The 20,168-nt window shown below is 68.1% G+C and carries 16 protein-coding genes and 1 tRNA gene; 6 read left to right on the top strand and 11 right to left on the bottom strand.

Features of this window, described 5'->3' with window-relative positions:
* Positions 1 to 18: 18 nt before the first annotated feature.
* Both ACFV2O_RS27720 and ACFV2O_RS27715 read right to left on the bottom strand, forming a co-directional pair.
* Positions 19 to 1,623, bottom strand: a complete 1,605-nt coding sequence (locus tag ACFV2O_RS27720) for an alpha-amylase family glycosyl hydrolase (RefSeq protein ID WP_379254282.1) — start codon at positions 1,621 to 1,623, stop codon at positions 19 to 21.
* Between the two features lie 217 nt (positions 1,624 to 1,840).
* Positions 1,841 to 2,245, bottom strand: coding sequence for a globin (locus ACFV2O_RS27715; RefSeq protein WP_195043276.1), 405 nt, complete (start codon positions 2,243 to 2,245; stop codon positions 1,841 to 1,843).
* A 243-nt stretch (positions 2,246 to 2,488) separates the two neighbouring features.
* Between ACFV2O_RS27715 and ACFV2O_RS27710 the strand changes: the two genes are divergently transcribed.
* Complete coding sequence (locus tag ACFV2O_RS27710) at positions 2,489 to 3,193, top strand: HNH endonuclease (RefSeq protein WP_355075927.1); 705 nt, start codon at positions 2,489 to 2,491, stop codon at positions 3,191 to 3,193.
* Positions 3,194 to 3,197: 4 nt separating this feature from the next.
* Here ACFV2O_RS27710 and ACFV2O_RS27705 read toward each other — a convergent pair whose 3' ends face one another.
* Positions 3,198 to 3,764 (bottom strand): helix-turn-helix domain-containing protein, encoded by a 567-nt coding sequence (locus ACFV2O_RS27705; RefSeq protein WP_379254279.1) that lies wholly within the window; start codon positions 3,762 to 3,764, stop codon positions 3,198 to 3,200.
* A gap of 191 nt (positions 3,765 to 3,955) precedes the next feature.
* Between ACFV2O_RS27705 and ACFV2O_RS27700 the strand changes: the two genes are divergently transcribed.
* Together ACFV2O_RS27700 and ACFV2O_RS27695 are read left to right on the top strand one after the other, a co-directional pair.
* Complete coding sequence (locus ACFV2O_RS27700) at positions 3,956 to 4,651, top strand: AzlC family ABC transporter permease (RefSeq protein WP_379254277.1); 696 nt, start codon at positions 3,956 to 3,958, stop codon at positions 4,649 to 4,651.
* Complete coding sequence (locus tag ACFV2O_RS27695; protein ID WP_355075921.1) at positions 4,651 to 4,959, top strand: AzlD domain-containing protein; 309 nt, start codon at positions 4,651 to 4,653, stop codon at positions 4,957 to 4,959. Before ACFV2O_RS27700 ends, ACFV2O_RS27695 begins: the two co-directional genes overlap by 1 nt.
* Before the next feature lie 225 nt (positions 4,960 to 5,184).
* On the opposite strand, the gene ACFV2O_RS27690 is transcribed toward ACFV2O_RS27695, so the two are convergent.
* From ACFV2O_RS27690 to ACFV2O_RS27655, 8 genes are all read right to left on the bottom strand, one after another.
* Positions 5,185 to 5,850, bottom strand: coding sequence for a hypothetical protein (locus ACFV2O_RS27690; RefSeq protein ID WP_379254275.1), 666 nt, complete (start codon positions 5,848 to 5,850; stop codon positions 5,185 to 5,187).
* A 46-nt stretch (positions 5,851 to 5,896) separates the two neighbouring features.
* On the bottom strand, positions 5,897 to 6,268 hold the full coding sequence (locus ACFV2O_RS27685) for an acyl-CoA thioesterase (protein ID WP_379254323.1): 372 nt from the start codon (positions 6,266 to 6,268) through the stop codon (positions 5,897 to 5,899).
* An 89-nt stretch (positions 6,269 to 6,357) separates the two neighbouring features.
* Positions 6,358 to 11,295 carry an NAD-glutamate dehydrogenase gene (locus ACFV2O_RS27680; RefSeq protein WP_379254273.1) on the bottom strand — a complete coding sequence of 1,646 codons (4,938 nt, stop codon included), beginning with the start codon at positions 11,293 to 11,295 and terminating at the stop codon, positions 6,358 to 6,360.
* A gap of 193 nt (positions 11,296 to 11,488) precedes the next feature.
* Entirely contained in the window at positions 11,489 to 11,611 is a 123-nt protein-coding gene (locus ACFV2O_RS27675; RefSeq protein WP_379254271.1) for a hypothetical protein, read from the bottom strand.
* A gap of 581 nt (positions 11,612 to 12,192) precedes the next feature.
* Positions 12,193 to 13,869: an energy-dependent translational throttle protein EttA gene (ettA, locus tag ACFV2O_RS27670; RefSeq protein ID WP_039796561.1), complete on the bottom strand. Its 1,677-nt coding sequence runs from the start codon at positions 13,867 to 13,869 to the stop codon at positions 12,193 to 12,195.
* A gap of 79 nt (positions 13,870 to 13,948) precedes the next feature.
* The gene (locus tag ACFV2O_RS27665; protein WP_379254269.1) at positions 13,949 to 14,446 is read right to left on the bottom strand and encodes a single-stranded DNA-binding protein; all 498 of its coding nucleotides are present in this window, start codon (positions 14,444 to 14,446) and stop codon (positions 13,949 to 13,951) included.
* A gap of 159 nt (positions 14,447 to 14,605) precedes the next feature.
* Positions 14,606 to 15,574: a serine/threonine dehydratase gene (locus tag ACFV2O_RS27660; protein ID WP_379254267.1), complete on the bottom strand. Its 969-nt coding sequence runs from the start codon at positions 15,572 to 15,574 to the stop codon at positions 14,606 to 14,608.
* Positions 15,571 to 17,604 (bottom strand): cytochrome c oxidase assembly protein, encoded by a 2,034-nt coding sequence (locus ACFV2O_RS27655; protein WP_379254265.1) that lies wholly within the window; start codon positions 17,602 to 17,604, stop codon positions 15,571 to 15,573. The genes ACFV2O_RS27660 and ACFV2O_RS27655 overlap by 4 nt, the downstream gene beginning before the upstream one ends.
* A gap of 199 nt (positions 17,605 to 17,803) precedes the next feature.
* On the opposite strand from ACFV2O_RS27655, the gene ACFV2O_RS27650 reads away from it, so the two are divergent.
* The 3 genes from ACFV2O_RS27650 (at position 17,804) to ACFV2O_RS27640 (ending at position 20,167) form a co-directional block, all read left to right on the top strand.
* Positions 17,804 to 17,877 (top strand) — tRNA-Arg (locus tag ACFV2O_RS27650).
* 285 nt (positions 17,878 to 18,162) lie between these two features.
* A complete protein-coding gene (locus ACFV2O_RS27645) occupies positions 18,163 to 19,134 on the top strand; it encodes an Lrp/AsnC family transcriptional regulator (protein WP_379254263.1) in 972 nt (323 codons plus the stop codon).
* A 160-nt stretch (positions 19,135 to 19,294) separates the two neighbouring features.
* On the top strand, positions 19,295 to 20,167 hold the full coding sequence (locus ACFV2O_RS27640) for a VOC family protein (RefSeq protein ID WP_379254261.1): 873 nt from the start codon (positions 19,295 to 19,297) through the stop codon (positions 20,165 to 20,167).
* Position 20,168 lies beyond the last annotated feature (1 nt).

Raw genomic sequence — 20,168 nt, 5'->3', positions numbered from 1 at the left:
GGGACTTTCCGACGCGCCTCAGACCAACCAGGCGGTCGCGTTCGGCGCCAGCTGGCCTCCGTCGGTCGGCGCGCTGGCCAGCAGCACGTCTCCCGGCGGTAGCTGGATGGGCGCGTCCGAGGCGTTGAGCACGCAGACCAGTCCCCCCGGCCGGCGGAAGGCGAGACAACCCGCCGGGCTGCCGTACCACTCGATCCGATCCCCGGCGAACTCCGGCCGCAGCGCGCGCAGTTCGAGTGCCAGGCGATACAGCGACAAAGTCGACCCCAACTCCTCGAGTTGCGCTTCGACGGTCAGCGACGCCCAGTCGCCCGGAATCGGCAGCCACGGTGTCCCGGTGGTGAACCCGTACGGCGGCGCGGCACCCTCCCAGGGCAGCGGCACTCGGCAGCCGTCGCGGCCGCGCTGGGTGTGGCCGGAGCGCTCCCACACCGGATCCTGCAAGACGTCGTCCGGCAGGTCGTCGACGTTGGGCAGCCCCAGCTCGGCGCCGTTGTAGATGAACACCGCGCCCGGCAGCGCCAGTTCCAGCAGGATCATCGCCCGCGCCCGCGCGACGCCGAGCGCACCGCCGCCGTAGCGGGTGACCTCGCGCTCGATGTCGTGGTTCGACAACGTCCAGGTGGGCACGGCGAAGACCGGTGCGACGGCGGACAGCGAGTTGTCGATCGCGTCACGCACCGCGTCGGCGTCGAACGCCGATTCCGCGAGGCGGAAGTTGAACGCCAGGTGCAGTTCGTCGGCACGCACGTACTCGCCGAAGCGGGTGTTGTCGTTCACCCACACTTCACCGATGGTGACCGCGTCCGGGTACTCGTCGACCACCTTGCGGATCCGGCGGTGGATGTCGTGCACGGCGGGATTGTTGAACCGCGGGTCGCTGTCGTCGTGCGCGAGCAGGGCCGAGACGGACAGCTCGGGCATGTCGGGCAGACCGTCGGGTTTGGCCATGCCGTGTGCGACGTCGATCCGGAATCCGTCCACCCCGCGGTCGAGCCAGAACCGCAGCGTCTGCTCGAAATCGGCGGCGACCTCGGGGTCGGCCCAATTCAGGTCGGGCTGCTCACGGGCGAAGATGTGCAGGTACCACTGGCCGGGGGTGCCGTCGGGTTCGGTGATCCTGGTCCAAGCGGGGCCGCCGAAGATGCTCGGCCAGTTGTTCGGCGGCTCGGCGCCGCCGGGGCCGCGGCCGTCGCGGAAGATGTATCGATCGCGCTCCGGGCTGCCGGGAGCCGCCGCCAGCGCCGCGCGGAACCACGGATGCTGGTCGCTGGTGTGATTGGGCACCAAATCCATGGTGACCTTGATCCGGCGGGCATGCGCCTCGGCGATCAGCGCGTCCATCGCGGCGAGACCGCCGAAGAGCTGATCGATGTCGCGGGGATCGGCAACGTCGTAGCCACCATCGGCCATCGGCGAACGCATCACGGGGCAGATCCACAGCGCGTCGACGCCGAGCAGTTCGAGGTAGCCCAGTTTGTCCCGGACTCCCCCGAGATCGCCGACCCCGTCTCCGCTCGAGTCCGCGAAAGATCTCGGATAAACCTGGTAGAACACGGCCGACCGCCACCACGACTGCGTGGTGCGATCCACCGGCGCCGTTAAGGCTGGTGCATCACTCACATCCGCAATAGTGCCAAAGTTTCGAGGCGAAAGCCTTCTCCCGGCACACAGTTTCGAATGGCGGGCAAATACCCAGCACTGCCACCCGCACAGGCGAAAAAGGCTGCTCCGCTCCGCCTCTCGCGCGCAACCGTCACGTCACCCGCTGTTCACCAGCGAATGTTTCGCCACCACAACGCGGTAGAAAACACACCAACGCCGCGGTGCTGCGCCGTGGTCAGAACGGGGCGTTCACCAACGAGTTGGCAGCCATTTCCAGGTAGTCGAGCAGCGCCTTACGGTGCTCGTCGTCGAGCGTTTCCGGCTCGATCTCGGCGACCGCGATACGCATGCACCGCAGCCACGCGTCCCGCTCGATCGGTCCGATGGTGAACGGCATGTGCCGCATGCGCAAGCGAGGATGGCCGCGCTCGTCGGAGTAAGTGCGCGGACCGCCCCAATACTGCTCCAGGAACATCCGCAAACGACGCTCCGCCGGACCGAGATCCTCCTCCGGATACAGCGGGCGCAGCACCTCGTCGGCGGCCACCTCGCGATAGAACGTCGCGACGAGCCGCCGGAACGTCTCCGCCCCACCGACCGCCTCGTAGAACGACGTCGCCGTTTGCTCGCCCGAAGTCATAGACCCTCTCGCTTCACCGGATGCGCCGCTGTCCATTGTGCCCGCGCCCGGGCACCGCCGCCGTACCGCCCTTGCGCCGCCGATCGGCAACCGGAACATCGCGCCGGAATGGCACTTCAGCCACAGTTAACCGGACATTGTTGAAAATCACCGTGCAATGCCCGACATTCCATGGTCAACTGGGGGACAGTCTCTGCTTTGCAGATACCACATGATCCTGCCAATCATGAAATCGAGGTCGAGATGAAGCAGCGGCACGGCGCCCGATCACATGAGGCGCGAGCGCACCGACAACTCCAGCCCGCCGACGTCCACAATTGTGGGTCGGGGGCTACTCCGCTGCACATCTTGTCCGAACGATATCCGGGTGGACATCGTGGCCATCACGACCACGGCCCCCGCCCGACCGCCCCGCCCGCCGAGGGCACGAACTGGCTCAAGACCAGGGTGTTGCTGTTGAACGCCACCTACGAGCCGCTCACCGCATTGTCCGCGCGCCGCGCGATCGTCCTCCTCATCTGCGATAAGGCCGACGCCGTTCACCACAACGACGAAGGGCCGGTAGTGCACTCCGCCGATACGTCGGTGGCGATTCCCTCGGTGATCCGCCTGCGCACCTACGTGCACGTTCCGTATCGCGCCAGGGTGCCGATGACCCGCGCCGCGCTCATGCACCGGGATCGCTACCGCTGCGGCTACTGCGGCGGCAAGGCCGAGACCATCGACCACGTCATCCCGCGCAGCCGCGGCGGGGAACATTCCTGGGAGAACTGCGTCGCCAGCTGCGCGCCGTGCAACCATCGCAAAGCCGACAAACTGCTCAGCGAGCTGGGCTGGACGCTGCGTGCCCCGCTGGTCTCCCCGAAGGGCCCGCACTGGCGCCTGCTGTCCACTACCGCCGAACTCGACCCCGTGTGGTTGCAGTATCTCGACGAAGGCGCCGCCTGACCGATCAGGTGTACTCCACCACCAGCGTCGCCCAGGTCGGCGACGCCAGTGCCTCGAACACGTGCGGTTGGTCACCCGGGTACGCGATGTAGTCGCCCGGGTGTAGTTCGACGGGCGCGTCGACGGGGCCGACCAGTGCGCGCCCTTCGGCGAGCAGGACGTGCTCGACCACACCGACGCTATGCGGATCCGATCGCCGCGCATGCCCCGGTTCCGCGGTGATGCGGAACAGGTCGCGGCGGGAATTGGCCGGCCCGGCCGCCAGCAGCGTCGCCCGGTACTCCGACTGCTCGGCCGCCACCACCGGCCCCTCACCGGCGCGAATGACGTGCACGTTCGGGCGCGGCGGGTCGAGCAATCGGGAGAACGGCATGTCCAGGGCGACGCACAACGCCCACAAAGTCTCCAGGCTCGGATTCCCGGTTCCCGATTCCAATTGCGACAGAGTGGATTTCGCGATACCCGCCCGGCCGGCGACCTCGCTCAGCGAGAGTCCGGCCCTGGTGCGCTCGCGGCGCAGCGCGGCGGCGATCACCGCCTGTGGTGTTGTCGTCGCGTCCTGCTGCGTCATTCCCACCTCTGCTTGTTTTGCAGCGCCTTCGGCGCCGCGTGTGCCGCGATTATGCCGTGGGGTCGTGGTGCTGTGGTTGCGCTGGAGTGCTGGATGGTTGCGGTGCGGACATGTTCGCAGCGCGTGTCCTTCGGAGCTCTCGCCGGGAAACCATGTTGACGAAGTGCGGCGTCATGTTCACTATAAACTACATGCGTTCGATATGGCGAACACTCGATCGGAATGCGCTGCTCGGGATCGGTGCGGTGTGCCTCGCCGTCGGTGTGATCGGGATTTCCTACGGGGCGACCGCGGTCGCGGCGGGCTTTCCGGTCTGGCTGCCGGTGCTACTCGGGTGCGTGGTGCTGGCGGGGAGCTCGGAGTTCCTGTTTCTCGGGATCGTTGCCGCCGGCGGCAACCCGATCGCGGCGGTGCTGGCGGGACTGCTGGTGAACGCGCGGCATGTTCCGTACGGGCTGTCGGTTCCCGACGCGGTCGGCACGGGCTGGCGCCGCTCGCTCGGCGTTCATCTGATGAACGACGAGTCCGTCGCGATGACCATCGCGCAGCCCGACGCGCCACGCAGACGGGCGGCCTACTGGATCACCGGCGCTGGGGTGCTGCTCGCCTGGCCCGGCGGCGCCGCCGTCGGAGCGCTGATCGGATCGGTGGTCACCGACACCTCGGCGCTCGGACTCGATGCGGTATTCCCCGCGGTCCTGCTAGCGCTGGTGTTGCCCGCGCTGCGTGACCGGACCACCCTCGCCGCGGTGGGTGTCGGCACCGCGATCGCCCTGGTCAGCGCCCCTTTCCTGCCCACGGGGCTGCCGGTGCTGCTCGCCCTGTCCGGGGTGCTGGTCGCGGCGCGGCAAAAGCCTCTATCAGCGACCGCGCGGGGAGCGGCGTGATGCTGGCCGCCGGAGTCGTCGCTCTCGCCGCGGGCACCTACGCGTTCCGCTGGGCCGGACCCGCACTCCGCGACCGAGTGCGCCTTCCCGAACGTGTGGTGTGGCTGCTGGAGATCGGCGCCGTCGTATTGCTCACCGCGCTCGTGGCCGTCACCACCTTGCCGCTGGGCACCGCAGACCTCGGATTCGCCGTGCCCGCAGGCGTTTTCGCGGGTGGACTGGTCGCGTGGTTCCGACGCCCCATTCTGCTGGTCATTCTCGCCGCAGCCGCGACAACGGCAGTCCTCCGCTACATCGGCGTCTCTTGAGCGGCACCGTGCCCGCAGCAGGAGGCGGCGCCGTCCCCTCCTGCCGACGGCGCCGCCTGTCCCATCGATCGCATCCGAGCGGTCCTGTGCTACTCGGGTTTACAGTCCGCAGCCCGCGTTGGCATCGATCCAGCGGCAGCGAAAGAACTAGAGATGTGCGTATTTTCGATGCCGCCCCCCGGTAGGCCGTCATCGTCACCCGGCGACGACCATCGAACGACGCGATCAACGCGGTAGCAGAGGAATTCCACCGCCGAGCCGACGCGCGACCGAGCCGTAGCGAGCGTCGAGCCTCAGCCAGGTTCTGGTCGCGCGGACACGGACGATCTCGGCGGCTGGGATACGGCGTGGGTCGGCCTTCTCCCCCGAGTGCGGGATGAAATCCATCGCCGTGAGCGCGAAGACGACACGCATCGGCACCTGCACCCGGGTGCCCGCGCCGGACACGGTCAGCACCGCCTGATCCAGCAACGAGGCGGGCGGACCGTGGCCGCTGCCGTGTTCCTTCGCCAGCTGCGCACCCTGCTCGGCGAGCTCGACCAGGGTGCGTGCGGGCACGTCGTCGACGTGTACGAAACCGTCGATGGGTGGCAGCGCGCCGCGCCACGCGGAGTCCATCGAATATCCGAGGTCGATCGGACCGCCACCGGCCGAACCGGCCAGCACGAGATCGGCGCCGACCGTCACGTCGTCGACGCCGAGTTCGGCGACCACGGTGCGCATCGCCAGCGCTTCGAAACCCGTCGCCACCCAGGCCGAAACGTATTTCTCCCCGCGGCGGCGCAGGCGCACCACCGCCCCGGGGTCCAGCCGCACGGCCCTGGTCAGAAACGTCGCGAGATTCTCCCGCTCCGCCGGATCGGGCACATGCAGCACTCGTTGTTCCGCCATCACGGCCGCTCCGCCGTCAGCACTCCGCCACCACAGTCGCGGTCGCTCAGTCCATCCATTCGGACAGGTAATCACGCTCGGCGTCGGTGAGCCTGCGCAACCGCTGCGCCCGCATGTCGAACGCCGCGATCTGCGTGGACGCCACCACGGCCGCGGGCGAGTCGGGCAGCGCGCCCGCCGCCCGCACCTCGTAGCCGATGGTGAAGTCGACCGCGCGCAGCTGCTCGATCCACATGGCGATGTCCAGCGGCGTGTCCTCGTGCCGCAATTGACCGCGATAGCGGACACGCAGATCGGCGAGGACGCACCCCTCGCGCAGCGGTGCGGTCGGGCGGCCGTCCTCGAACAGCCACGGAATGCGCGCCTCTTCCAGCAGCGTCACCATCCGGGCATGGTTGACGTGCTGGAACACGTCCATGTCCGACCACCTGACATCCACCTTGGCGTGGAACCGCTTGGGCAGCACCAGGCTGCCCGCGGCCTTCCCGCTGCCGCTCACCGAACTCGTCAACGTGGTACCTCCGATTGAGCGCCCACCCCGCTCACCATGCTCCGCACTTGCCGCGCTGCAACCGACAACGTGGCGAGATCGTGGGTTCCGGACTCGAACAATTCCGACAGCGCCGCCCTGGCTCTGCCGAGGCGGGACTGATTCTTCGACTCCCAGTATGCAATCTTCTCGTCCGCCGTCTCCTCGGGGTCGCCGCCGGAGAGCACGTCGAGTGTGAGCGAGCGCAGCGACCCGTACATGTCGTCGCGCAGCGCGAGCCGCGCCAGCGCGTGCCAGCGGTCGCCGCGTTCGAGGTGGCTGACCGCCTGCAGCAGCCAGTCGATCTTGAGATGGTCGTTGAGCGCGTAGTACAGCGACCCGACCTCGTCACCGTCCCGGTCGGTGATGTCGGCGATGTCCACGATGTCCAGCAGCGGGAAGAGGTGGAGCAGACCGAACACCTCGGTGGCGAGGTCGGTCGGCGCACCGCGAGCGATCAACTCGGCGGACCGGTCGGTGAGCGAGAACACGTGGTGCCCGCGCAGCCATCCCGGCACCTTGGGGGCGAGTTCCCGCACGTCGGCCCGGTACCGGCTGATCTCGGAGCCCACCGCGATCGGCTGCGGGCGATTGCTCAGCAGCCACCGGGACGCCCGGTCGAGGGTCCGCTTCGTCTCCAGTTCGAGCAGGTCGCGCACCGGGGTCGGCGCGTCACAGGCGCGGATTCGCGCCCATCGTTCGTCCAGGTCGAAGATTCCGCTCGCCGCGGCGAAGGCGCGCACCGCGTCGGTGGTGGTGGCGCCGACCTCTTCGTTCAACCGGTGCGCGTAGGTGATGCCGCCGTAGTCCACCATCTCGTTGACGATCATGGTGGTGACGATCTCCCGGCGCAGCCGGTGGCGTTTGATCGCCGCTCCGAACCGGTCGCGCAGCGGCGTGGGGAAGTACTCCGGCAGCCGCGCGGCGAAGTATTGACTGTCGGGCAGGTCGGAATCGAGCAGATCGGCCTTGAGCGAGAGCTTCACGTGCGCCATGAGATTGGCCAGCTCGGGCGAGGCCAGTGCGGCGTTCTCCTCCAGCCTGTGCTTCATCTCCTGGTCCGAGGGCAGCGCCTCGAGTTCGCGGTCCAGGCCGCGACGCTGTTCGAGTTCCTCGATGAGCCGCGTCTGCACGCTGAGCATCTGCGGCGCCTCGGTGCGCGAGATGCCCATGAGGAAGTTCTGCGCCACATTGTCCTGCAGAACCATCTGGGCGACCTCGTCGGTCATGGAGGCCAGTAGCGGGTTGCGCTCGTCCGGCGGCAGCTGACCGCCGGAGACCACGGCGTCGAGCAGGATCTTGATGTTGACCTCGTGGTCGGAGCAGTCCACGCCCGCCGAGTTGTCCAGCGCGTCGGTGTTGATCTTGCCGCCGTTGCGGTTGAACTCGATGCGGCCGAGGGCCGTGGCGCCGAGATTGCCGCCCTCGCCGATCACCTTGACCCGCAACTGATCCCCGTTGACCCGGACCGCGTCGTTGGACTTGTCGCCCACCTCGGCGTTGGTCTCGGTGCTCGCCTTGATGTAGGTGCCGATACCGCCGTTCCACAACAGATCCACCGGAGCGAGCAGGATCGCGCGAACCAGATCCGGCGGCGACAGCGATACGACGTCGTCGCCCAGGCCGAGAGCCGCCCTGGCCTGCGGGCTGATCGGCACGGCCTTCACGGTGCGATCCCACACACCGCCACCGGGACTGATCAGCGACGTGTCGTAATCCGCCCACGACGACCTCGGCAGTGCGAACATCCGCTGCCGCTCCCGGTACGAACGCGCCGCGTCCGGGTCGGGGTCGAGGAAGATGTGGCGGTGGTCGAACGCGGCCACCAGACGAATGTGCTCGGACAACAACATGCCATTGCCGAACACATCACCACTCATGTCACCGACACCGACCACCGTGAAATCCTGGGTCTGGGTATCGATCTCCATCTCACGGAAATGCCGCTTCACACTCTCCCACGCACCCTTGGCGGTGATGCCCATCGCCTTGTGGTCATAACCCGCCGAACCACCGGAAGCGAACGCATCACCCAACCAAAAGCCGTAGCTCTGAGCCACGTCGTTGGCGATATCGGAGAACGTCGCGGTGCCCTTATCAGCCGCAACGACCAGATAGGTATCGTCACCGTCACGCCGCACGACCCGAGCGGGCGGAAGCACCTCCCCGCTCGCGCGATCCACGTTGTCGGTGACATCCAGCAGGCCCGAGATGAACGTGCGATAGCAAGCCACGCCCTCGGCGCCCAGCGCCTGCCGGTCCGCTACCGGATCGCCGGTGGCCGCGGGCGGTTGCTTGACCACGAAGCCACCCTTCGCGCCGACCGGCACGATGACCGCGTTCTTCACCGCCTGCGCCTTCACCAGGCCCAAGATTTCGGTGCGGAAGTCCTCCAAACGGTCCGACCACCGCAAACCGCCACGCGCCACCGGCCCGAAGCGCAGGTGCACGCCTTCCACCCGCGGCGAGTACACGAAGATCTCGAACTGCGGCTTCGGCTTGGGCAATTCGGCGATCTCCCGTGGCTCGACCTTCACCGACACGAAGTCGCGCGGTTTGCCTTCCGCGTCGGTCACGTAGAAGTTCGTCCGCAGCGTCGCTTTGACCAGGCCGAGGATCGCGCGCAGGATGCGGTCCGCGTCCAGGCTGACCACCTCGTCGATCCGCCCGCGCACCTGGGTCTCCAGTTCCGCGGCGTGCTCGGCGGAGACGGTGTCGGGATCGAAGCGCGCGGCGAACAGGTCGACGAACAGGCGCGCGATATCCGGATAGGTGAGCAGCACACGGCAGATGTTGGCCTGACTATACGGAAAACCGGCCTGCTGCAAGTACTTCGCGTAGGTGCGCAGGATCGACACGGCCCGCCACGGCAACCGGGCACGCAGCACGAGCTCGTTCATCCCGTCCGCCTCCGCGCGGCCGTACCACATGGCCGCGAAGGCCTCCACGAACCGTTCCCGCAGCCCGCGCACCTCCGCCTCCAGCACGTCGGCGCGTTTGGAGGACTCGAGCAGTTCGGCGTCCAGATCGCGATCGAGCGAACTGCGCAGCAGCTCGGGGCGGGCCAGCAGGCCGAAGTCGTAGATCCACCGCTCACCGCCGGTGCCGTCCGCCGCCGCCTCCAACGCGATCTGGTACGGCCGCTCGTCGACCACCTCCACACCGAGGCTCTGCAACAGCGGAAGCACTTGGCTCAAGGAGATGCCGCTACCACCGACGTAGAGCGTGAAACGCCACGAGCCCGGCGCCGAATCCGGCTTCCGGTACAGATATTGATCGATGACGCCGTCTCGCAAATGTTCCAGGCGCACGATGTCCCGCAGCGCGCGGGCCGCGGCGAAATCCTGTTTGTAACCCTCGGGGAAGGCCTCCGCGTATCGCTGCACCACCGCGGGATCGAGCACCGTCGACGTGCTCACCTCGTCGTTCAGCCGGTCCTCCCAGGTGCGGGTGGCCTCGGCGAGCATGTTCTGCAAGCGCAGCCTGGTGGGCTCGGAGGTATCGGCGCCGGGCGGCGTACGACGCGGGACACCGAGCTCGGCCTCCGGCATGCGCACGGTGAAATACACTCGCGCCAACTCGCTTTCGCCCACCCGCGCGGAGTAGTCGATGGACACGCCACCCAGTTCGCGGACCAGGATCTCCTGCATCTCGAGCCGAGCGCTGGTGGTGTACCGGTCCCGCGGCAGGTAGACCAGGCAGGCGACATAGCGACCGTAGGTGTCCGCGCGCAGGAACAGGCGCACCTGGCGCCGCAGGCCGACGCTCAGCACGGCGGTGGCGGTGCGGCGCAGCGTCTCGCTGTCGGCGGAGAACAGCTCGGTGCGGGGGAAGGACTGGATGACTTCGAGCATGGCCTGACCGGAGAACGAGTCCAGGTCGAATCCGCTCTCCTCGATCGCCGAACGGACCCGGCGTTCGATCACCGGGATGTCCAGAACGTTCTCGTGCACGGCGGTGACGGTGAAGACGCCGATGAACAGGTGTTCACCGACGATGGTTCCGTCGGCGTCGAAATCGGCGACACCGACGAAATAGGGATACACCGCACGATGCACGGTGGCGGGGACCAGCCCCTGGGTCAGCGTGAGCAGCGGACGGTCACCGCCGTTGACCGGCACGTGGAAGTCGGTGCCCACGTCGGGCCGCAGCACGCCGAGGCAGGTGTCGGGCACGACGGTGGACATCTCGCGGCCCTGGTCGGTGCTCAGTCGGTAGCGCGCGTAGCCGAGCAGGGTGAAGTTCCCCCCGGCCAGCCAGCGCAGCAAGTGAGCGGTGTCGGTCAGTTCGGTCGGCTGGAACGGCGCGGACCCGGATTGCGCGGCCGATTCGAGATCGTCGGCCAGTCTGCTCTGCACGTCTTCGATGGCCTCGGTGTCGCCGATCACCTGACGCACGTCGTCCACCACGTCCGGCACCGCGGATTCGACCTTGGCCAGCAGCGCCGCACTGGTCGACGGGTGCAATTGCACGTGCATCCAGGACTCCCGCAGTCCCGCCCCGCCGGTGCCGTCCACCTCGTGCGCGGCGGCGTGCGTCAGCCGCCCCTCCTCGTCCCGCTCGACCTCGAAGATCGGGTGGATGATCTCGCTGACACTGACGCCGATCCGGCTCAGCGACGAGCTGATCGACTCGACCAGCAGCGCCATGTCATCGGTGACGATCTGCACCGCCGCACCGATTCCGGAGCCGTCGTCCGGGTGGTACACCCGCACCAGTGCGCGACCGGGGCGGCGCGTCACCGCCAACTCCAAGTGCCTTCGGAAGATCTGGGTGATGCCGGTGATCGCACAGTCCACATCGCCCGCGTCGACGTGGCGGAAGTACGCCTCCTCGAGCGTCGCGAGTTCGCCGCGCAGTGACTGCGGCAAACCCGCGGCCCACGCCGCGCTGGACAATTCGGACGAGACGGTCATTTTTCGCCAACTCCCTCGGATATCGGTTCCGTAACAAAGTGACGCCGGTCCGAGAGTAACTGTGCGCCGATGACGCGTGGGTGAATTCCCTTTTCACATCCGGTGGTTCACCACGACGGCGGAGTTCGCCGCTCGTGTGCCGAGATCACACGCGACAATCTCGGGCACAGCACAGAAGTCGGACCCGCGAACGTCAGGTGAGCGCGACAGGTCGTATCCGTGGCGGCAGCGACGCCGCACCGGTACCTCGGGTCAGCTCGACCACCGCGTCGGCGGTCGAAGCCACCGATTGCTCGAACTGCGCCTGCGCATTCACGACTCCCACCCTAGCGAGCTACGCGCGGGTAGGTGTCACTCCTGTTCCGCGTTCCCCGGAAAGACTTTTCGCGCCACCCCACCGCGGCCGTCGCCCCCCGCTCTCGACCCGAACTCCGGCTCAACCGCCCCCGCATGGCACACCAGCAAACGCCAGGCAGCGCGCACGCGCCCGTACCCGGCAGGCGAGCACCCTGGCAAGGAGAAACCTCGCCGACACCAGATCCAGCGGCGGTGAAAGTGCCCCGGACGTATATCGAACAGTCGGAGCCCTTCCCCGCTCACCGGCCAGGCCGAACAAGGTTTACGCAGCGCAGTGCGAACTGCGTCCGAGTGACCCACCCCGGGAACATATGCGTCCCATGTCCCTGTCTTGCCCCCTATGGCCCCCAGCGCTCCTAGCAACCACCGCCAACCGGGGCCTTCCACAGGCGAGGTCCTACGCCGCCCGAAGCCGAACCGTGGGGTCCGCCGAAATCCGGGCTTTCGCGACGGTGTCGTCCTCGCCCGGCCACAGCATCCAGGCAGTGCGGCACGTAGGGCGGGTGCGGCCGCACCGTGCACCCGCCTACGCCGACAAACTCAGCCGCGGGTGAGTTTGCGGTGCGTAACCCGGTGCGGGCGGGCCGCTTCCGGGCCGAGCCGCTCGACCTTGTTGGCTTCGTACGCTTCGAAGTTGCCCTCGAACCAGAACCACTTGGCCTCGTTGTCGGAGTCGCCCTCCCACGCGAGGATGTGGGTACAGGTGCGGTCCAGGAACCAGCGGTCGTGCGAGATGACCACGGCGCAGCCGGGGAACTTCTCCAGCGCGTTCTCCAGCGAGCCGAGGGTCTCGACGTCGAGGTCGTTGGTCGGCTCGTCCAGCAGGATCAGGTTGCCGCCCTGTTTGAGCGTCATCGCCAGGTTCAGCCGGTTGCGTTCACCGCCGGACAGAACGCCCGCGGGCTTCTGCTGGTCGGGGCCCTTGAAGCCGAACGCGCTCACGTAGGCGCGCGACGGCATCTCCTGCTGGCCGACCTCGATGTAGTCGAGGCCGTCGGAGACCACCTGCCAAACCGTCTTCTTGGGGTCGATGCCCGCGCGATTCTGGTCGACGTAGCTCAGCTTGACCGTCTCGCCGACCTTCACCTCGCCGCTGTCCGGCGACTCGAGCCCGACGATGGTCTTGAACAGCGTGGTCTTACCGACGCCGTTGGGCCCGATCACGCCGACGATGCCGTTACGCGGCAGGGTGAACGACAGGTCCTTGATCAGCTGACGGTCGCCGAAGCCCTTGTCCAAGTGCTCGACCTCGACCACCACGTTGCCCAGGCGCGGGCCCGCGGGAATCTGGATCTCCTCGAAGTCCAGCTTCCGCATCTTCTCGGCCTCGGCCGCCATCTCCTCGTACCGGCCGAGGCGAGCCTTGTTCTTGGCCTGCCTGGCCTTGGCGCCGGAACGGACCCAGGCGAGTTCTTCCTTGAGCCGCTTCTGCAGCTTCTGGTCCTTCTTGCCCTGCACCTCGAGTCGCTCGGCCTTCTTCTCGAGGTAGGTGGAGTAGTTGCCCTCGTACGGGTAGGCGCGGCCGCGGTCCAGCTCCAGAATCCACTGGGCGACGTTGTCCAGGAAGTACCGGTCGTGGGTGACCGCGAGCACGGCGCCCTGGTACTGCGCCAGGTGCTGTTCGAGCCAGTTCACGCTCTCGGCGTCCAGGTGGTTGGTCGGCTCGTCGAGCAGCAGCAGGTCGGGCTTGCTCAGCAGCAACTTGCACAGCGCCACGCGGCGGCGCTCACCACCGGAGAGGTTGGTGACCGGCTCGTCCGGCGGCGGGCAGCGCAGCGCGTCCATCGCCTGCTCGAGCTGGGAGTCCAGGTCCCACGCGTCGGCGTGATCCAGGTCCTCCTGCAGCTTGCCCATCTCCTCCATGAGCTCGTCGGAGTAGTCGGTGGCCATCAGCTCGGCGATCTCGTTGAAGCGATCCAGCTTCACCTTGATCTCGCCCATGCCCTCCTCGACGTTGCCGCGGACGGTCTTCTCCTCGTTGAGCGGCGGCTCCTGCTGGAGGATCCCGACGGTGGCGCCTGCGGCGAGGAACGCGTCACCGTTGTTCGGCTGGTCCAGTCCGGCCATGATCTTCAGCACGCTGGATTTACCCGCGCCGTTCGGGCCGACGACGCCGATCTTGGCGCCGGGAAGGAAGTTCAAGGTGACATCGTCGAGCACGACTTTGTCGCCGTGCGCCTTGCGAACCTTCTTCATTTGGTAGATGAACTCAGCCATAAGTGTGAAGCCTATCGGTGCGAGAGATGGGGGGACGAAGCAGAGCTACCTGCCGCCGGGACGAAAACCGGCCATGCGATCAAGCGTCGACCGGCTCGGGCGCGCTGCCGCGCGGCGGTGCCGAATCGGCGGCAACGATATTCTCCCCCGGCGCGTCGCCCACCGGCACCTGACCTTCAGCGTTCGCGATCGCGGAAGTATTCCGTGGCGGCAGGTCGGACAGCCGCGTCAGGTGCGCGACACAGCGGGACAGGTCCGGTCCGACCGCGGTGGCGCGCATCTCCAGATCCCGTCGCTCCACACCGTCCTTGCTCCGGTACTCGTGGGAGCGCAGCTGGCCGTAGGCGATGATCGGATCGCCGCGCCGCAGTGACGCGTCGACACCTGCCACCAGCCTGCGCCAGCAGCTGACGGTGAGATAGAGGGTGCCGTTGTCCACCCATTGCCCCGACGTCTGGTCCAGTCGGCGGGAATTGCTCGCCAACCGGAAGGTGACCACCTGCTCGCCATTGGTCAGATCACGCTTGACCGGATGGGTGGCGATCGTTCCGATCACGGTCGCATTCGCCTCGTACATAGCTACGCCCCTTCACATTCGGATCCGGAACCGCCCGGAATGTCCTCCCCCTCCAGGAGGCACTTCCAGCGTGCGCCGATTTCGCGGACCCGAGCGATCCGATCCAGGAATGTGCACAACTTCCCGAAATGTGAAGACCGAGCTTTCACGCCCGCGTGGTCAGAACACCGCCACGTCGGTATTGGCGCCGCAGAGGACCACCACCGGTCGCTCGTCCGGCGCGGGAACGTAGACGCCGCTGTGCACGGCGGCCAGCGCCGTGGCGCCGGACACTTCCACCAGGATGCGGAACTCGCGCCACAGATATTCCCGCGCCGCGCTGATCGCGTCGTCGCTGACCAGCACCGAGCGCACGCCGTGGCGGCGGGCGACGTCGAGTGCGATGTCACCGATACGGGTCGGCCCCAGCGAGTCGACGGTGATCCCGGACCCGACAATGTCCACCGGACGCTCGGCCGCCAACGCCGCGCGCAGGATCGCGGCGCCGTCGGGTTCCACCCCGATCACCCGCTGACGCCGCCCGACCGCGGCCGCGATGCCCGCGACCAGTCCGCCACCGCCCACCGCGGCCAGCACCGGCGGCCGACCACGTACCTGCTCCTCGAGTTCCAGCCCCACCACACCGATGCCCGCGACCACCGCGGGCAGGTCGTAGCCGTGCAGCAGCAGCGCGCCCCGTTCGGTGGCCAGCTCGGTCGCGTGCTGCAAGGCCTCGGCGTAGCAGGTGCCGTGCCAGAGCACCTCCGCGCCGTGCGACCACATCGCGGCGACCTTGGTGTGCGGCGCGGTCTCCGGGACGACGACGGTGCAGGATTTTCCGAGCCGCGCCGCGGCCAGCGCCGCCGCGATACCCGCGTTGCCGCCGGAGGCGATCACCACCTGATCGACCCCGGTGCCCGACTCGAGCAGCGCGTTGAGGCTGCCGCGTACTTTGAACGTCCCGCCGTGCTGGAGGTGCTCGAGCTTGATCGTCACCGGGACGGGACCGGACGGGCTCGCGATGGAGGTGTGGAAGACCGGCGTCTTACGGATCTGCCCCGCCAGCCGCTTGCGTGCGGATCGCACGTCCGACCGTTCCACCCGCCCGGCCGGTCTGTGTGGGGAGACCGTGGTGGCGCGTTCACTCACTTACGCACTTCTCCATCTCGCTTGGCCAGTTCGGCGAACATCGCGTTGTGTGCGGCGAGTGCGGCGTCGTTGTCGCGTTCGGCGGCTCGATCGGTGCGCTGCGCGAGTCGCTGATCGCTGCGCGACCATTGGATCAGCAAAGCCAGCATCACCACCACCAGGGGGACCTCACCGCTCGCCCACGCGAGGCTGCCGCCGGTGCGCTGGTCGCCGAGCAGATCGCCGTTCCAGCCGAGACCGAGGCCGTGGTAGAACCAGCCGCCGAGCACCGTGGTCATGCTCATCAGCGCGATGCCGAAGAACGCGTGGAACGGCAGCGAGCCGAACACCATGGCGAGCTTGGTCAACGGCTCCACCTGCCTCGGCTTGGGATCGATGCCGATCACCACCCAGTAGAACAGGTAACCGCTGAGCAGGAAGTGCACGTTCATCAGCAGGTGCGCCGCGTGTGAGTCGGCGTAGGCGTCGAAGATGCCGCCCAGGTACAGCGCGTAGAAGCCGCCGACGAAGATCGCCGACGCCACGATCGGGTGAGTCAGGAAACGCGAGACCGGGTTGTGTACCGCGGCCAGTAGCCATTCCCGCGGCCCCGGCACGCCACCGCGGCCGGCCGGGGGCAGCGCGCGCAGCGCCAGCGTCACCGCGCCACCGAGCGCCAACAGGATCGGCGCGAGCATGGACAGCGCCATATGGGCTCCCATATGCACGCTGAACATCGCGGGGGAGTACCGGCCGACGCCGGAAGAGGTGGCGACGAGCAGCACCACACAACCGGACAGCCAGGCGAACGTCCGCCCGGCCGGCCACGCGTCACCTCGCGCTCGCAGCCGCCGCACGCCGAGCAGGTACAGCACCGCGAGCACGATGGACAGCGTTCCGAAGATCAGATCGAACCGCCAGTCGAACACCATGCGGGCGAATGTGGGCGGCCCGGCCAGGTTGTAGCCCAGCTCCACTTCGACCGGCGTCGGAACGGAATCCGGCGGTGGCGGCGGCGTACGGCCGAGCCCGACCGCGAGGCCGATGGTCGCGGCGAAGATCAATACTTCGACGCCCGCGTACCGCACCAGGGCCGACCGGTCGCCGGGATCGGCCGCCAAGGCGGGCAACGAGGCGCGGCGCTGCACGTAACCGAACACACCGAGCACCGCCAGCGCGGCGGCCTTGGCCAGCACCAGCCTGCCGTAGGTGCTGGAGAGCAGTTCGTCCACCGGCACGCGGACCCAGGAGTTGATCACGCCGCTGACCGCGATCACGGCGAAGGCGACCGTGGCGGTCGACGAGAAACGCCGGGCCGCGACGTCGGTGTACGCACCGCCGCGCAGGGCATGCGCGAGCACGGCGAACAGGCCGCCGACCCAGACGGCGGACGAGATCAGATGCAGGATCAGGCTGTTGGTCGCCACGTCGTGCGACCCGCCCGAGGAGGAATGGCCGGTCAACGCCAGCGGCATCATGGTGGCGATCGCGGCCCCGAGCAGGACCGGAGTCCAGCCCCAGCGCAACGCGAGGCGGCAGCCCACGGCGACGATCAGGGCGAAAACGACGGTCGTCCGCCAAGCTCCGGCCAACTCGACCCGATCGATCGCCTGCCACAGTTCCTGCGGGCGCAGAACATCCCCCACCGGCCGTCCGGTGGTGTCCGAAACCGTCAGCGGCACCAGCAGCGCCGCGCAACACGCCCAGACCACCGCGAAATTCGACGCCCTGCGCACCGCGCGATACCCGCCGACGTCCAGCAGCCCGTTCGACTGCGGCGGCGCCAGGAAGGCCGCGAACAACAGCGAGCCGACTGTCAGCGCGGCCGACAGGTCGGCGAGCGCCCGGACCGCGGGCAGTCCGTAGGTGGTCGCCGCGCCCGGGTCGGGGATGCCGAGCAGGCTCAGTGCCTGCGCCGCCGACAACCCCACCACCAGCGCCGCGACGACGGCCGCGATGGCGCCGGCCAGCGCGGTGATCGTGCCGAACGCCGCCCCCGACCGAGCGGCCTCGGCTCGGGGAGCGGCGGACGAGGTGGGGGCGGAGGACATACGACTGAGCGTAGTTCGGCGAGTATTCCGTGGCCCGGTCGGGTTTGTACCGATATCCTTGGCCCCGATCACCACGGCGCGTCACCTACTGTTCGGGATGGCTGAAACGTTGCTAACGCTAAGAATCCGGCCACCTGGACGCTCGCTATAATCGACTCGCTGGACAGCACGGCCAATGTCGGCCATCGTAGAACCCGCTGCCTCCGTAGCTCAGTTGGATAGAGCAAGGGCCTTCTAATCCCTAGGTCGCAGGTTCGATTCCTGCCGGGGGCGCAACAGCCCCTGTGACCTGTACATACAACGGGTCACAGGGGTATTACCCACCGAGCGCGACGCTCAAACACCAAAGAACATTGCCCGGTCGGCTTCCCTCCCCGGGGCGTGATTCCGACGATCCGGCCGAGTTCGTCGACGACTTCGCGACCGAGTTGCGGCACCGTTTCGGAGCAGCCGGCCAGGAAGTACGGCAGCACGCCGAAAGTGGCCAGGAAGATCGCCGTGGGTGAGCACGCCCATGATGAGGATTCGGTCGCGGAGGGCCGCAGTACGCTGTCGCCGGTGAGTTCTCCGGTCCTGGACCACATCGATCGCGCGATCGTGCACGCGCTGCACATCGACGGGCGCGCACCGTTCAGCCGCATCGCAGCGGTGCTCGGCGTGTCCGATCAGACGGTCGCACGGCGGTACCGCAGGCTGCGCACCACCGGGCAACTGCGGGTGGTCGGCCTGCCGAACCCCCGGCGACTGGGGTGGGTGGAGTGGTTCGTCCGGGTCCAGGTGACCCCCGACGCGGCGGTGGCTGTCGCCGATGCGCTGGCCCGGCGGCCGGATACCTCGTGGGTCTGCCTCACCTCGGGCGGCACGCAGATCGTCTGCGTCACCCGCACCCGCAGTTCTCGGGAGAGCGATGCCCTGCTGCTCGGGCAGTTGCCGAAGACGCCGCGGGTCACCGGCGTCACCGCGCACTGCCTGCTGCGCGTCTTCGCGGGCGGTCCGGCCGGCTGGCACGGCCGGGCCGACTCGCTCACCGCCGAGCAGATCGCCGCCCTGGCCCCGTCTCAACAGGCGTCGACAGTGCCTGCGGAGGGCGACGAGGAATTGTTCGCCATCCTCGCGCAGGACGGTCGCGTCGGTTACTCCGACATCGCCCGGGCGACCGGGTGGTCCGAGATGACCGCCAAACGCCGCCTTGCCCAGTTACGCGAGTGCGGTGCGTTGTTCTTCGACGTGGATATTGATCCGGTACTGCTGGGATTCGAGACGCTGGCGATCCTGTGGCTGACCGTCGACCCGGCACGGGTGCGGCAGGCCGCCGAGGCGATCGCCACGCATCCCGACGTCGCCTTCGCCGCCGCCACCACCGGACCCACCAACCTGCTCCTGTTCGCCGCCTGCCGCGATGTGGACGCCCTCTACGACTTTCTCGAACAGGGCATCGGCAACCTGCCGGGGATCCGCGGAGTGGAAAGCGCCCCGGTCATCCGTAACAGCAAGCGAGTCGGCGCAGCCCTGACCCGAACACGCCGCTGAGCGCGACACATACTTCCGCCCTATTCAGTGCTCGGTCTGGGCGGGAGCCGTTGCGTGGCCGGGTGAGCGATTCCACCATTACTGACGGCAATATGTCGAAATCCCGCAATCGACCGACGGTGACTGGAACCGGTGCGCCACGGCGGCTCAGCCTTTGAGCATGACCGACATCGATCGCATCGACCACTCCGTCCTCTACACCACCGACATGGATGCCACCGCCGGAACATACGAGGCGCTCGGCTTCACCCTCACGCCGCTGTCCATGCACATGGGCTCGGATCGGCCCGGTGGTGAGCGCAAACCGATGGGTGCGGGCAACCGGTGCGCGCTGTTCGGCTCGACCTACCTGGAACTGCTCGGGCTGTTCGGGGACGGTTCGGTCGATCCGTGGCAGATCCGGCCCCTGATCGCACAATACGAGGGTCTGCACGGCTGCTCGTTCGGCTGCGCGGACGCCGAAGCGGTCGAGCGCCGGCTGCGCGCGGCCGATCTGTCCTCGTCCGGGGTGCTGCCGCTGCAACGCGACGTTGACACCCCCGACGGCCCGGCGACCGCGCGGTTCGAGGCGGTGCACCTCGACCGCGCGCTGACCCCCGAGGGACTGATCCACATCGCCCGGCATCTGACGCCCGAACTGATCCATCAGCCCCGCTACTTGGACCATGCCAACGGCGCCACCCACTTGCACAGCGTGCTGCTCGTCGTGGACGACACGGAACGGGCGGCGACCGTCGACCGCTACGCCCGCATCCTCGACGTCCAGCCGCTGGCCGAGCCGCCGCTGACGGTCCTGCCGCTGACAGTGGGCCGGATGGAGATCGTCGCGGTCTCCGACTTCGAGGCGGTCCTGCCCGGGGAGCCGGTGCCCGCACTGCCCTACCTCGCGGGCCAGGCCGTCGCCGTCGCCGATCTCGACGCCGCGCGGAAACTGGTGGTCGGCAACGGTTTCACCGTGCGCGAGCTGCCCGGTGGATTCTTTGTCGGGGCTGCCGAGGCCCGTGGCGGGGCGGTCGCCTTCCTGGCGGCCTGAG

The sequence above is a fragment of the Nocardia sp. NPDC059691 genome (assembly GCF_042733915.1).
Lineage (GTDB): Bacteria > Actinomycetota > Actinomycetes > Mycobacteriales > Mycobacteriaceae > Nocardia > Nocardia sichangensis.
The sequence above is the reverse complement of the archived record's forward strand: the minus strand, read 5'-3'. Positions and strand labels throughout refer to the sequence as shown.

Bases quoted from the DNA above. Each gene is read 5' to 3' on its own strand.
- ACFV2O_RS27700 (WP_379254277.1), top strand. From the start codon at position 3,956: ATGCGTTCGATATGGCGAACACTCGATCGGAATGCGCTGCTCGGGATC.
- ACFV2O_RS27685 (WP_379254323.1), bottom strand. From the start codon at position 6,268: ATGGACGTGTTCCAGCACGTCAACCATGCCCGGATGGTGACGCTGCTG.
- ACFV2O_RS27640 (WP_379254261.1), top strand. From the start codon at position 19,295: ATGACCGACATCGATCGCATCGACCACTCCGTCCTCTACACCACCGAC.
- ACFV2O_RS27710 (WP_355075927.1), top strand. From the start codon at position 2,489: ATGAAGCAGCGGCACGGCGCCCGATCACATGAGGCGCGAGCGCACCGA.
- ACFV2O_RS27655 (WP_379254265.1), bottom strand. From the start codon at position 17,604: ATGTCCTCCGCCCCCACCTCGTCCGCCGCTCCCCGAGCCGAGGCCGCT.
- ettA (WP_039796561.1), bottom strand. From the start codon at position 13,869: ATGGCTGAGTTCATCTACCAAATGAAGAAGGTTCGCAAGGCGCACGGC.
- ACFV2O_RS27695 (WP_355075921.1), top strand. From the start codon at position 4,651: ATGCTGGCCGCCGGAGTCGTCGCTCTCGCCGCGGGCACCTACGCGTTC.
- ACFV2O_RS27690 (WP_379254275.1), bottom strand. From the start codon at position 5,850: ATGGCGGAACAACGAGTGCTGCATGTGCCCGATCCGGCGGAGCGGGAG.
- ACFV2O_RS27715 (WP_195043276.1), bottom strand. From the start codon at position 2,245: ATGACTTCGGGCGAGCAAACGGCGACGTCGTTCTACGAGGCGGTCGGT.
- ACFV2O_RS27680 (WP_379254273.1), bottom strand. From the start codon at position 11,295: ATGACCGTCTCGTCCGAATTGTCCAGCGCGGCGTGGGCCGCGGGTTTG.
- ACFV2O_RS27705 (WP_379254279.1), bottom strand. From the start codon at position 3,764: ATGACGCAGCAGGACGCGACGACAACACCACAGGCGGTGATCGCCGCC.
- ACFV2O_RS27665 (WP_379254269.1), bottom strand. From the start codon at position 14,446: ATGTACGAGGCGAATGCGACCGTGATCGGAACGATCGCCACCCATCCG.